9 protein-coding genes are annotated in these 12,795 nt (G+C 72.2%); 3 read left to right on the top strand and 6 right to left on the bottom strand.

The window, feature by feature from the left end; all coding sequences use genetic code 11:
- Window positions 1–116 precede the first annotated feature (116 nt).
- Window positions 117–791: a response regulator transcription factor gene (locus tag E1283_RS20275; RefSeq protein ID WP_132819522.1), complete on the bottom strand. Its 675-nt coding sequence runs from the start codon at window positions 789–791 to the stop codon at window positions 117–119.
- A 382-nt stretch (window positions 792–1,173) separates the two neighbouring features.
- Here E1283_RS20275 and E1283_RS20270 point away from each other — a divergent pair, with 382 nt between their 5' ends.
- Window positions 1,174–3,402 (top strand): MMPL family transporter, encoded by a 2,229-nt coding sequence (locus tag E1283_RS20270; RefSeq protein ID WP_132819521.1) that lies wholly within the window; start codon window positions 1,174–1,176, stop codon window positions 3,400–3,402.
- 104 nt (window positions 3,403–3,506) lie between these two features.
- Here E1283_RS20270 and E1283_RS20265 read toward each other — a convergent pair whose 3' ends face one another.
- The 4 genes from E1283_RS20265 to E1283_RS20250 all read right to left on the bottom strand — a co-directional run bounded on the left by E1283_RS20265 (window position 3,507) and on the right by E1283_RS20250 (window position 8,061).
- Window positions 3,507–4,754, bottom strand: a complete 1,248-nt coding sequence (locus tag E1283_RS20265) for a sensor histidine kinase (RefSeq protein WP_132819520.1) — start codon at window positions 4,752–4,754, stop codon at window positions 3,507–3,509.
- A 217-nt stretch (window positions 4,755–4,971) separates the two neighbouring features.
- The gene (locus E1283_RS20260; RefSeq protein ID WP_243744972.1) at window positions 4,972–5,814 is read right to left on the bottom strand and encodes a helix-turn-helix domain-containing protein; all 843 of its coding nucleotides are present in this window, start codon (window positions 5,812–5,814) and stop codon (window positions 4,972–4,974) included.
- 52 nt (window positions 5,815–5,866) lie between these two features.
- Window positions 5,867–6,676, bottom strand: coding sequence for an alpha/beta fold hydrolase (locus E1283_RS20255; protein ID WP_132819519.1), 810 nt, complete (start codon window positions 6,674–6,676; stop codon window positions 5,867–5,869).
- Between the two features lie 155 nt (window positions 6,677–6,831).
- Entirely contained in the window at window positions 6,832–8,061 is a 1,230-nt protein-coding gene (locus E1283_RS20250; RefSeq protein ID WP_132819518.1) for a Dyp-type peroxidase, read from the bottom strand.
- A gap of 103 nt (window positions 8,062–8,164) precedes the next feature.
- Here E1283_RS20250 and E1283_RS20245 point away from each other — a divergent pair, with 103 nt between their 5' ends.
- Entirely contained in the window at window positions 8,165–9,514 is a 1,350-nt protein-coding gene (locus tag E1283_RS20245; protein WP_132819517.1) for a right-handed parallel beta-helix repeat-containing protein, read from the top strand.
- Between the two features lie 14 nt (window positions 9,515–9,528).
- Here E1283_RS20245 and E1283_RS20240 read toward each other — a convergent pair whose 3' ends face one another.
- Window positions 9,529–10,230, bottom strand: coding sequence for a hypothetical protein (locus E1283_RS20240; protein ID WP_132819523.1), 702 nt, complete (start codon window positions 10,228–10,230; stop codon window positions 9,529–9,531).
- Window positions 10,231–10,498: 268 nt separating this feature from the next.
- On the opposite strand from E1283_RS20240, the gene E1283_RS20235 reads away from it, so the two are divergent.
- On the top strand, window positions 10,499–12,795 hold a 2,297-nt coding region (locus E1283_RS20235; protein ID WP_132819516.1), incomplete at its 3' end, for an SdrD B-like domain-containing protein.

The raw sequence follows: 12,795 nt of genomic DNA, 5'->3' as shown, positions 1-12,795 counted from the left end.
GGCCCGGGGGAGGGCTGCGCGGGGGAGACCGTGAATCCGCCGGCTTGGGCCGGGTCCCTCGAAGGCGCGACGCGGACCACGCCGCGCGCCAGGGCCGGGCGTCCGGCCCGGCCGGCCTATCGCCGCCGGACCTGCTCGACGAGGCCGGTCTCGTAGGCGATCACCACGAGCTGGGCCCGGTCGTTCGCCCGCAGCTTGCTGAACAGGCGGCTGACGTGGGTCTTGACGGTGGCGACGCTGATGTGGAGCTGTGCGCTGATGTCGGTGTTCGAGTGTCCCGCGGCCACGTGGACCAGGACCTCCCTCTCGCGCTCCGTGAGCGGGTCGAGCAGCGTGGTCGAGACGCCGGAGTCGAGGGCGTTGCGGTTGACGAAGTCACGGATGAGACGCCGGGTCACGCTCGGCGCGAGGAGGGCCTCGCCGGCGGCGACGGTGCGGATTCCCGCGAGCAGCTTCTCGGGCGGGGTGTCCTTGAGGAGGAAGCCGCTGGCGCCGGCCTTGAGGGCGGCGAACACGTACTCGTCGAGGTCGAAGGTGGTGAGGATGACGATCCGGATGGCCTCGGTGGCCGGGTCGCCGAGCAACTGCCGGGTGGCCTCGATGCCGTCCATGTCAGGCATCCGCACGTCCATCAGGATGATGTCGGGCAGGTGCCGGCGGCCGGCCGCCACGGTGTCGCGGCCGGTGCTGGTCTCGGCGACGACCTCCATCTCCGCCGCGGCGTTCACGAGCACGCTGAAGCCGGCACGTACGAGGATGTGGTCGTCGGCCACGACCACCCGAATCGTCATCGCCGGCCTCCGAATGCGGACGTCGGTAAGGGCAGGGGCGCCGCAGGTGACCAACATACAAGGCCCTACGCCCGGCCGCGCCCGCCGAACGATACGGCAGCCGCACGGCCGAGAGTGACCGTCGGGTCACGGTCGCACCCGCGCGTACATCCAGGACTGTATGCCGACGGCCAGTACCCCCCTGGCCGGACGCCCGAATCGGACCGCGGCCTGACGACGCCGGGGCCCGTGCGGAGGCAGGCTTCCGAACTGCGGCGAGGTCCGCGCGACAGGGATGAGCGGACCGTGCAGCGCGGCAAGGCGCTGAGCCCGACCTACGTCACGAAGGCAGAGTTGTGCCCCATTTCGACAACCATCAGACCGGGCTCCCGGGCGGGAGCCGATGAGCGGGATCGCGCGGTGGTGCTTCCGGCACCGGTTCATCGTCGTCGGCGGCTGGTTGCTGCTGCTCGCGATCCTGGCGGGCGGCGTGACCGCCGCGGGCGGCGCCGCCTTCTCGGAGGAGTACTCCCTGCCCGGCACCGAGTCGACCAGGGCCGGGGAGTTGCTGGCGTCACAGTCCGAGCGCACCTCAGGCGACTCGGGCACCATCGTGCTGCACGCGACCAGCGGCAGGGTGACCGACCCCGCCGTCCGGGCCGACGTGGACAAGATGCTGGCCCGGGTGGCCGAGGTGCCCGAAGTCGGCGCGGTGGCCAGCCCGTTCGCCCCGGAAGGCGCGGCGCAGATCAGCGAGGACGGTGCGACCGCCTACGCCACGGTCACCTTCACCGAGGAGCGCCAGAGCCTGGACACCGAGAACATCCAGCAGGTCATGGACCTGGGCTCGGAGCTGCGCGGCGACACCCTGCGGGTGGAGTTCGGCGGCTCGGTGATGGGGGAGCTGGAGAAGCCCTCGACGTCGAGCAGCGAACTGATCGGCCTCCTGGCCGCGGCCATCGTCATGCTGTTCGCGTTCGGGTCCTTCGTGGCGATGGCCATCCCGCTCATCGCCGCGGTCCTCGCGCTGGGCGGCGCGATCCTCTCGATCGACCTCCTCACCCATGCGATGAGCGTCCCCGGCACCGCCCCGATCATCGCCGCGTTCATCGGTCTCGGCGTCGGCACCGACTACGCGCTGTTCGTCGTCGCCCGCTACCGCAACGGCATCCGGGCCGGGCTCGGCCCGGAGGACGCGACCGTGGCGGCCATGAACACCTCCGGCCGGGCGGTCATCTTCGCCGGCGGTACGGTCGCGGTCGCGATGCTCGGCCTGCTCATGCTCGGGTTCAGCATCCTGTCCGGGATCGGGCTGTCGGCGGCGATCATGGTGGCGTTCGCCGTCGCGGTCGCCGTGACCCTGCTGCCCGCCCTGTTCGCGCTGTTCGGAACGCGGGTGCTCAGCCGCCGCCAACGCGCCCGGCTCAGGAACGAAGGGCCGATGGAGGCCCAGGTCTCCAAGGGCTGGGAACGATGGGCCGGATACGTGCAGAAGCGGCCGGTGCCGCTCACGATCACGGCGACCGTGCTCATGGTGGCGCTGACGATCCCGTTCTTCTCGATGCGGCTGGGCTCCTCCGACGCCGGCAACAACCCGGAGGACACCACCACACGTCAGGCCTACGACCTGCTCGCCGACGGCTTCGGCCCCGGACACAACGGCCCGCTGCTGCTCGTGGCGGAGGTCCCGTCCCCGCAGGCCGCGACCGCCCTCACCCAACTGGGACAGGAGATCGAGACCGTTCCGGGGGTGGCGTCCGTTCAGGCCCCTCCGGCCACGCCCGACGCGACGGTGCGGACCCTGCGGGTCATCCCCACGGAATCCCCGCAGTCGGAACAGACGTCGGACCTCATCGACACACTGCGTGACCGCGTGATCCCCGACCACGAGGAGGACGGGCTCACCGTCCACGTCGGCGGGCAGACCGCCGTGCACAAGGACTTCGCATCCGAGCTGAGCGGCAAGATGCCGCTCTTCGTCACCATCATCGTCGTCCTGGGATGCCTGCTGCTGATGCTCGCGTTCCGCAGCATCCTCATCCCGCTCACCGCGGCGGTGATGAACCTGCTCTCGGCCGGCGCCGGGTTCGGCATCGTGGTCGCGGTCTTCCAGTGGGGCTGGGGCTCGTCCGCCCTGGGCGCGGGCCCGGCCGGGCCGGTGGAGTCGTTCCTGCCGCCGATGATGCTGGCCGTCCTGTTCGGTCTTTCGATGGACTACGAGGTGTTCCTGGTCAGCCGCATCCACGAGGAGTGGCTCCACACCGGCGACAACAACCTCGCCGTCCGGCGCGGCCAGGCCGCCACCGGCCAGCTCATCAACGCTGTCGCGATCATCATGATCTGCGTGTTCACGGCCTTCGTGTTCATGGGCATGCGCATCATCGCCGAGTTCGGGCTCGGCGTGGCCGTGGCCATCCTGCTCGACGCCCTGGTGGTGCGCACGATCCTCGTACCGGCGGCCATGCAGCTGTTCGGGAAGTGGAACTGGTATCTGCCCAGGTGGCTCGACCGCATCCTGCCGCACGTCTCCGTCGAGGGACCCGCCGCGGCGCCGGCCGGCGGCGAACGGGTCCACGCCCGGACCCCGGCCGATGACCAGGGCCCGGTCCTCACCGACAGGCGCGGTACCTGACGCCGATGACCTCTCCGCCGCGCCCCGGCCGCGGGCCCGCACCGCCGGGCTCCGCACCGCGGGCGCGGCGGCCCCGGTCGTGGTCGCCCCCGGCGGGGGCCGACTCACCCGACGAGGTGGTCATGGGGCTGGACTTCTCCCGTACGCAGCAGTGCCTGGACCCGGAAACCGCTGCCGTGAGGCCCGGCGCGCAGGTGGCCGTCGAACAGGGCCGTTCGCTCGCGCATGCCGATCAGCCCGTGACCGGCCGTGGTGCCGGGCTCGGCGGCGGAGCGGAGTGCGGCGTCCTTCCGGCGCCGCGGCGCGGAGGGGCCGCTGTCGGTGACCTCGATGACCACGTCCTCGGCGCGGTACTCGATGCGGAGGGTGGCCCTGGTCGGCCCGGCGTGGCGTACGACGTTGGTGAGGGCCTCCTGGGCGATGCGATACGCCGACAGGTCCACCGCGGCGGGGAGCGGGCGGGCCGTACCGCGGACATCGAGGCGCAGGTCGACGCCGGCACTGCGGATCTGGTCGGCCAGCGCGGCCGCGTCGGCCAGCCCGGGGGTGGGGGTGAGCGCGGGGTCGACGGCGTGCTCGTGACGCAGGACCTCGACGAGCAGCCGCATCTCGTGGAGGGCCTGGCGGGTGGTGGTCTCGACGATGCCGAGGGTCTCCGCCACCTGGGCCGGATCGCTGTCCATGACCATGCGCGCGACCCCGGCGCGTACCGCGATGAGGCTCATCGAGTGCGCGACGATGTCGTGCAGTTCGCGGGCGATGACCAGGCGTTCGTCGACGGCGGCCTGGCGGACGCGGGCGGCCTGCTGGCGTTCGCGTTCGGCCTCCTGCTCGGCGGTGGCGATGATCCTGTTCCGGTGTTCCCGGGCGGCGAGGCCGGCGAACCAGCCCACGCAGATGATCGCGACGTTGGCGACGAGCACGGCGACCCAGCCCGAGGAGTCGTTCCCGATGCTGACCCCCGCGGCCATCAGCAGGCTGGCGACGCCGGGGCGAACCCACCAGAGCGCGTACTCCGCCGTCGCCGCGACCGTGTAGGCGGTGAGGGCGACGCAGACCGAGATCTGCGGCGCGCCGCCGAGCGCGGAGACCACGAAGGCGCAGAGCGACGCCACCGCGAACGACGAGCGCGGACGGAGCCGGCGGGCGGCGATGGTGAGAGCGGCGAGGACGATGCCCACGACCCGCAGCACGTGCGCGCCGTCGACGGCGCGGTCGGCGTCGCTGAGGCCGTCGGCCCAGAGCAGACCGACGCACAGCAGGGCGGCGAGCGCGAAGTCGAGGAGGACCAGGGGGCGAGGTCGCCTGGTGAGAAACCGCCGAACCCGCCGAACGGGAACGATGCCGGACACACCAGCAGGCTACTCACGGGGAGGGGGCCGGTCGTCACGTCACAGTCGGGTTCACCGCGTGCATCGACGACTGTACGCGGGCCGGCAGTACATCCCCGGTCGTACCCGAAGACGGTGACCGGACCCCCTCCGACCGCGCCGACCCGTCTCCGCACTCGTCCGACACCTCGTGTGGCGGCCGTCCTCCCGGACGGCCGTGGGCGAGGTGTCCCGTCGCTCACCTCGCCGGGACCTGACGCGACGACGACGGCGACGAGGTCGGCCATGCGACGTCGTCGATCGCGAGCCACGGCGCGGCGGCCACGGCGGTGGGTGTCACCCCGGTGAACGCCCTGACCTCGCGGTGCAGGTGGGACTGGTCGACGTAGCCGCTCGCGGCCGCCACCCGGGCGGGGGGCTCACCCGCCGCGAGCAGGTGGGCGGCGTGGTCGAAGCGCACCAGCTGGGCGGCGCGCTTGGGGGTGAGACCGATCTGGGACCGGAAGCGGGACCACAGGCGCTTACGGCTCCATCCCACCTCGTTCGCAAGGCTGTCGACCCGCGTCCGTCCCCGGCTGGTGAGTATCCGGTACCAGGCGGCGGCGGTCTCCGGATCGAGCGGTGAGCGGGCGTCCAGCCGTCGGGTGAGGGCGTCCGCCGCGATCGTGAAGCGTTCGTCCCACGACGTGGCGTCGCGCAGCCTGTCCTCGGTTCGTCCGGCGTCGCGGCCCCAGACGTCTTCCAGGGAGACCACCGTCCCGACGAGCTCGGTCGACGCGCCGAGTACGGCGGCCGCCACGACCGGCGACAACCGGATCTGGAGGCACCGGACCGGCTCGGCCGTCCGGCCACTGACCCGAAGGTCGCCCGGGGTCAGTCCGACGACCACGCTGCCGCGTTCGTGCCGGCCGCGGGCGTCGTGGACGAGGCCGTCTCCTTCGCTCAGGTCCACGAGCAGGGTGACCGACGGGTGCGCGACCATGGCGATGTCCACGAGTGCCGGGACGCGTTGGCCGAACCCGGCCATGCTGATCCCGGGCAGTCGCTCCGGCTGCCGCGGGACCGCGACCTCCACCGACATCCAGGCAGGTGGTGACTCCGTGGCCGACACCGCACCAGGGTAGTGGTCGGTGTCAGCGGCCCGCCGCCGCGAAGGCCAGCAGCAACTCGCCGGTCGTCTCCGGGGCTTCGAGCATGGGGAAGTGGCCGACACCGGGCAGCCGCTCGACGCGCGCGTGGGGCACCGTGTCGTATCGGCGTGCCGAGGACGGATTCCAGCGGGGGTCGGCGGCGCCGAAGATCACCAGGACCGGGACGCCGAGGGCGGTGAGGCGGTCGGGCACGCTCCGTTCGGCGATGTACGCGGTGTTCCGGCGCAGCACCGTCCTGAACGTGCGGTAGCCGATGCCCCGGACCTCGGCGACCAGGTCGTCGGGGACGTCCACCGGGCCGTTGCATGTCGCGGTCACCCCCTTGCGGAGCATCGCGTCCGAACGGATCGACCAGAGGAGCGGGCCCAGCGGCGGGGCGATCAGCATCCGGAGGACGACGGGCTGCGGGAGGAGCGCGTCGGGACTCGGGCCGCTGCTGATCAGGGCGAGCGAACCCACCAGGTCGGGGCGCTGTTCGGCAAGCGCGGTGGCGACGTATCCACCGCTGGAGTGCCCGACCACGGTGGCCGGCGGAAGGCCGAGATCGTCGAGTACCGCGGCCAGCCGGCCCGCCTGCTCGGGAACGCCGTAGGACGGCGCGGGTGAGGAGTGGCCGTGCCCCGGGAGGTCGACCCGGATGACGTGGTACCGGTCGGCGAGTGCCGGTACCACCGGGTTCCACGAGGCACCCGAGGACCCCGATCCGTGGATGAGCACCAGGGGCGGGGCCTGCCGTGGGCCGTGGTGGACCACGTGCGTTCCGTGCGCGCGCGTGACGTCGTCATGTTGCATGGACGGGACGATGCCCGCCCTGCCGGCCGTCGGTCTTGTACGAATGTCGTCGCGAGGCCCCTCTCGGGGCGATGACGACCGGCCGTGAGGCAGCCCCCGGGCGAAGCCGCCTGGCCTGGGGAATCCCTGATCGCGGGGCACGTGGTGATCGTGGATCAGCCGAACAGGGTGGAGCCGAGCGGGCGTCGCGGGTCGTAGCCGGGGAGGATCAGGAAGGTCGCGCTGGCGGTCGTGGTGGTGAACGGCAGCAGCGCGTCGGAGGTGTCCATGCGGGCGAGCGTGGCCGTGAAGGTCCGCAGGTCGTTCTGGAAGCTGATGAAGAGCAGACCGGGGGCGGGGTCGTCGATGCTGTAGGAGCGGCGGAGCATGTGGCCGACGCCGACCACGGTGGGGTTCGCCCTGCGTACGTGGGCGTCCACGGGGACGAGGTAGCGCCCTTCGGGCGTCTTGGCGTTGAGTCCGGGGGCCGCGTCGACGCCGCCGCCTGAGAGGGGTTCGCCGCCGGCCCGGCGCCGCCCGAAGACCGCCTCCTGTTCGGCGACGGACAGGGCGGCGAACCGCGTCAGGTCGATTTCCATGCGCCGCAGCACGGCCAGGGTGCCGCCGGCGACCGCCGGGGGTCCGGCCAGCCACAGGTCACGTTCCTGCTCGGCGGTGGTGTGCGGGCCCACGATGCCGTCGATGAAACCGAGCAGGTTGCGCGGCGCGGAGCGGTCCTCGGCCACCGGCACCTCCGCACCGCGGCGTCCGAACTGCCGCCAGCGCTCCTGGACGCGGTCGCCGACCTGGTCCAGGAGCGCGGCGGCGGTGAGCGGCAGGAGCAGGGCGTCGCCGGCGCAGATCTGGATCAGCAGGTCACCGCCGCGGTCCCGCGAGGCGACCCGCTCGCGGGAGAACGGCGGGAGGTCGGTCGCGCCTGGCAGGGTGGCACCGGCCGTCCGTACCAGCCGCGGGCCCACGCCGACGGTCACGGTCACATCGCCGGGGGACAGGCCCAGCAGGCGCGGGTCGGACCCGGCGGCGAGGGTCTGGATGGTCTCGCCGAGTTCGGCGAGTAGCGGGCCGGGCGGCACCGCGGCGCCGAGGTCGGCCACCAGGGCCAGCAGGTGCGGCTGGGCCGCCCGGGGAAGCGTCACGCCCGCCTGGTACCGGCCCGTCACCGCGACCGGCGTGGGCGTGGCCGACGCGGAAGGGGCGGGATCGCCGGACCGGTCGGACCGGTCGGACCCGTCGGAACCGTCGGACGCGGCGGACCGGGCGGACCGGGCGGACCGGGCGGAGTCCCCTGAACACCCGGCGAGGAGACCGGCGGCCACCGTGACACCCGTGACACCCGTGACATCGAGGAACGCGCGGCGTGACGGGGGACGGTCGGCGCTGTGCATGAGGCGTACCCTGCCACACCCGGCCTGAGGCTGCCGCTCAACCGTCATATTGCGAGCGGGAGTTCGACGTTCCGGCAGGGTGACGCCGTGTCAGACTGGGATCATGTCTCGATTGGCTCTTCGCGTCATGACGGCTGCCCTGGGCGCGCTGACGCTGGTGACCGGCTGTAGCGGCGGTGGCGGCGGTGGCGACGACGGATCGGGCGAGGGGCGGCGGCCGGACGGCGCGGAGGTGACGATCCGGGTGCCCGCCGACGCTCCGACGATCTCGGACGCGGTGTCCCTGGCCCAACCCGGTGACCTGGTACTGGTGGCGCCGGGCGTGTACCACGAGTCGGTGGAGATCGACACGGAGCGCGTCACGCTGCGGGGCGAGTCCCGGGCGGAGGTGGTCATCGACGGGCAGGTACGGCAGCCGAACGGTGTGGTCGTCACGGCGCCCGGGGTGGCCGTGGAGAACCTGACCGTGCGGAACAACACGCACAACGGGGTGCTGGTCACCGGTTCGGCGGCGGCGGTCGCCGGACTGCCGGGGAGCGGTGGCTACGACACCGGCGACGAACCCGTCACCCTCCTGGAATCGTTCCTGGTGTCGCACGTGACCGCGACCCGTAACGGCCTCTACGGCATCTACGCGTTCTCCGCGCAGAACGGTGTCATCGAGCACTCCTACACCTCGGGCGGGGCGGACTCGGGGATCTACGTCGGCCAGTGCAGGCCGTGCCGGATCGTGGTGCGGGACAACGTCTCCGAACTCAACGCGGTCGGTTACGAGGGCACCAACGCCAGCGGCGACATGTATGTGGTCGGCAACCGTCTGGTCGGCAACCGGGTCGGGCTGACCACCAACTCCGACCACCAGGAGAAACTGCTCCCGCAGCGCGACGCCGTCATCGCGGGCAACCTGATCGCGGACAACCAGCAGCCGGAGACCCCCGAACAGGCCGACGGCGGCTGGGGCATCGGCATCGGCGTCGACGGCGGCAGCGACAACCGGTTCGTCCGCAACCTGGTCACCGGCAACACCAACGCCGGTCTCGTGATCACCGCGACCGCGGACCTGACGGCGGACGGCAACCGGATCACGGACAACACCTTCACCGCCAACGGCGTCGACATCGGCTGGACCTTCCCCACCGCCACCGGGGGACAGGGCAACTGCCTGGAGGGGAACGAGCTGCTGACGACCGTGCCCGAGGGGCTCGCGTCCACCGCGTCCTGCCCCGTCCCCGCCACATCCCCCACGCCCTCCGGCAGTTGGCGCGGCCCGGCGGCGCCCGCGGGCATTCCCTTCACCGACGTGGCCGCGCCAGGACCGCAGCCGGAGTTCCCGGGGGCCGGCACGGTCGGCGCCACCGTGGTGCCGGACGTTCCGGAGCTGCCGGTCGTCGCGGACATCGCGCTGCCGCCGGCGTCGCTGCTCGCCGACCGCGCGCGGGTTCGGGCCTCGTGAGCGGCGGACAGGTCCTACGGCGTCGGGGTGGCCTCGGGCAGCGGTTCGACGGGGACGTACGTCTGGGTGTCGAAGTCGAGGACCACCGGCTCGGGCGCGGAGGCGATACCGACCTCGACCCGGTACATGGTGCCGTCCGAGCCGATCCAGTAACGCACGGTCCCTGACGTACCGGTGCCGGGGTCGCCGCCGGGGACCTCGGCACCGGACTCGGCTTCGGCGCCGCCACCGGCATCGGCGTCGGCACCGGAATCGGCCTCGGCACGCGGCCCGTTCATGATGTCCGTCGGATGGCCGCGCACCTCCTCCCGCCCGACCCAGGAGGCGCCGTTCTGCGGCAGCAGCGCGGAATTGTCCGGCCGGTCGCTGCCGAGGCCGAGCACGATGGCCAGCGCGCTGTCCAGGGTCATGCCGGACGTCAGCAGCGGGCGGCTGTACCAACCGGACTCGGGCGGCGACGCCGGGGCGACCTCCGGGGGGTCCGTCATGGGGTGGACGAGGACGGTGCTGGCCGTCCACCGGATCAGCCCGTCGCTCGACGTGTCGCGCCCGGTCCCGCGCACCACCCCGTAACCGGTGTGGGTGCGGTAGTCGACCGACGCGGTGATGACCAGCCCGCCGTCGAGGTTCGGCACGTCGATCGTCACCGCCCGGCCCTCGGCCTGGTAGTTGAGGAATCGCGTGACCGCCAGCCGGTTCACCTCGTCCGAGGTCAACGCCCGCGGGGCGGCGGGGTCGTCGCCGCCGAGGAGGACGAAGGCACTGGTAGCGGCGGCCGCGACACAGGCGACGCCTGCCGCTACCCAACGTAACCGTGGCCACCGGCGGCGCCGCTTGACGTCGGTGCTCCGCGCGCGGCGCGAGATAACAGTTCTCACCGAGGCACCCTCGAACTCCGTGATTGGCCAAATACTACGGGTCGTCAACTGTAGTCTCTGCGCGGAAGTCGCTGGGTTTGCGTCAGCCCAGGACGAAGGGAGCGCTATGCGTTTAGGTGCACTGCTGCGGACGGGGTTGTCCGGCGTGCTCCTTGTAGGGGGCGGTGTGGGCACGGTCCTGGCCGGTGCCGGACAGGCCGGAGCCGCGACCACCGACGGTACCCTGACCGTCGAGGTTCTGCGGGACTTCTTCGGCACCGGCGTGATCAACGCGACCATGGACGTGCCCCAACGGGGAATCCAGGTCGATGTCACCGACCCTGCGGGTAACCGTGTCACCGGCGTCACGGATGTCACGGGAAGAGTCGTCGTGCCGCCGTCGGACGAGTTGACCGGTGGCCGGTACCGGGTCGACGTCACCGTGCCGGCACCCTACCAGGACTATCTGCGGGCGGCGCCCGCCTCGACCGCGCCGAACCACTTCGACAGTTTCACCTCGTTCGTGGACGTCTCGGACGGCACGGACGACTCGGTGACCACCGGGGTCTGGAACCCGGCCGACTACGCACTGCCCGACTCCCGCTACTTCGTGCCGATCCAGAGCGGCGCGGGCGGGACGGACACCCGGGCACTGGTGGCGTTCGGGACGGACGCCAGGGGCGTCTGCCCCGACCCGGCGGCGTGCCCGGAGGTCCTCAACACCCAGGACCAGGTGGGCACGACCTACGGGCTGGCCTACGACCGGTACCGCGACCAGCTGTTCCAGGCGGCGTTCGCCCGCCGGTACACCGAGTACGGGCCGGAGGGCGGCGGCGCGATCTACGCCCAGCCGGCCGACGGCGGTGCCCCGACGCTGTTCGCGACGGTGCCGGACGCCACGGAGACGGCGCACGACACCGACAACCTGATCAAGGACGCCGGGTTCACCGACGCGCCGGGCACGGAGAGCATCGGCGGCCTGGCCCTGTCGGAGGACGGCTCGACCCTGTACGCGGTGAACCTGCTCACCCGTAGCCTGGTCAGCTTCGACGCGACCGGGCCCACGGCCTCGGCGCCCGAGGAGACCGTGCCGATCCCCGACCCGGGCTGCGCGACGGACGGGGACTGGCGTCCGTTCAGCGTGGCCGCCCACGACGGCAGCCTGTACGTCGGGGGCGTGTGCAGCGCCGAGAGCACCCAGGACCGCGCGGACCTGAGGGCCGTCGTCGCCACCTATGACGGCGACGAGTTCACCACCGTGCTGTCCCAGCCGCTGGACTTCGAGCGCGGCCAGGTGCACGTCGGCAACTCTGGCAACGGCCAGGGCAACCACTGGAACCCCTGGCACACCGGCCTGGAGGACTGGGACTCCTTCCAGCTGGGCGGCGCGATGATCAATCCGCAGCCCTCGCTGGCCAGCATGGCCTTCACCCGCGACGGCTCGCTGATCCTCGGCTTCCGCGACCGGTTCATGGACGTCGTGAGCTGGGGCGGTCTCGACCCGAGGCCGGGCATCGACACACCGCAGAACGGGATGTCCGGCGGCGACATCAACATGGCCTGCGCCAGGCCCGACGGCGGGTACGACTGGGAGGGCACCGGAAGCTGCCCCGACCACGCGACGGACCCGACCCTTACCGGGGTCCAGCCCGGCAGCGTCGTCGAGTACTTCCCGGGTGACTTCTTCCCGAACGGCGGCTCCGCGACCCAGCCGGGGCCGCACCAGGAGTCCGCCCTGGGATCGGTCGCCTACATCCCGCAGCAGCAGTGGGTCGTCAGCACCCAGATGGACCCGGCCGGCCGGGTCATCACCAGCGGAACCGGCTACTACGACGTCGCCACCGGCCTCGGCCCCGGCAACGACCCGGTCAACAACGCGTACGAGTTCGTCGGCCCGAACCAGAACGGGTTCGGCAAGGCCGGCGGCCTCGGCGACATCGCCTACGCCGCGGCGAACGCGCCGATCCAGATCGGCAACGTGGTCTGGTACGACGGCGACCGCAACGGCCTCCAGGACCCGGGGCACGTACTGCTGCCGGGTGCGACGATCAACCTCCTGGACGCCGACGGCGAGCAGGTCGCCACGACCACGACCGATGCCGCCGGTGAGTACTACTTCGGCGGGGTCGGCGCGGAGTACGAGCTGACACCGGGCGCCGAGTACACCGTGCAGTTCGATGTCTGCACGGCGGACACCAGCGAGGTACCGGGCCAACCGGCCGCCACCGACCTGCGGTTCACACTGCCGCGCGCCGGTGACGACCCGGTCCACGACTCCAACGTGACCCCGCCGACCTCCGGCCGGCTCTGCAACGGCTACGCGCCGGTCACCGCGCCGGACATGCCGGGAGGGGTCGATCACACGATCGACGCCGGCGTCCACATCCCGGAGCCGGAATCCCCGGCACCGACCCCGCCCGACTC

It is taken from the genome of Streptomyces hainanensis, from assembly GCF_004348415.1.
Lineage (GTDB): Bacteria > Actinomycetota > Actinomycetes > Streptomycetales > Streptomycetaceae > Streptomyces > Streptomyces hainanensis.
The sequence above is the reverse complement of the archived record's forward strand: the minus strand, read 5'-3'. Positions and strand labels throughout refer to the sequence as shown.

Excerpts from the sequence above, each read along its gene's own strand:
- E1283_RS20275 (WP_132819522.1), bottom strand. The coding sequence starts at position 791 with ATGACGATTCGGGTGGTCGTGGCCGACGACCACATCCTCGTACGTGCC.
- E1283_RS20270 (WP_132819521.1), top strand. The coding sequence starts at position 1,174 with ATGAGCGGGATCGCGCGGTGGTGCTTCCGGCACCGGTTCATCGTCGTC.
- E1283_RS20260 (WP_243744972.1), bottom strand. The coding sequence starts at position 5,814 with ATGTCGGTGGAGGTCGCGGTCCCGCGGCAGCCGGAGCGACTGCCCGGG.
- E1283_RS20255 (WP_132819519.1), bottom strand. The coding sequence starts at position 6,676 with ATGCAACATGACGACGTCACGCGCGCGCACGGAACGCACGTGGTCCAC.
- E1283_RS20250 (WP_132819518.1), bottom strand. The coding sequence starts at position 8,061 with ATGCACAGCGCCGACCGTCCCCCGTCACGCCGCGCGTTCCTCGATGTC.
- E1283_RS20245 (WP_132819517.1), top strand. The coding sequence starts at position 8,165 with ATGTCTCGATTGGCTCTTCGCGTCATGACGGCTGCCCTGGGCGCGCTG.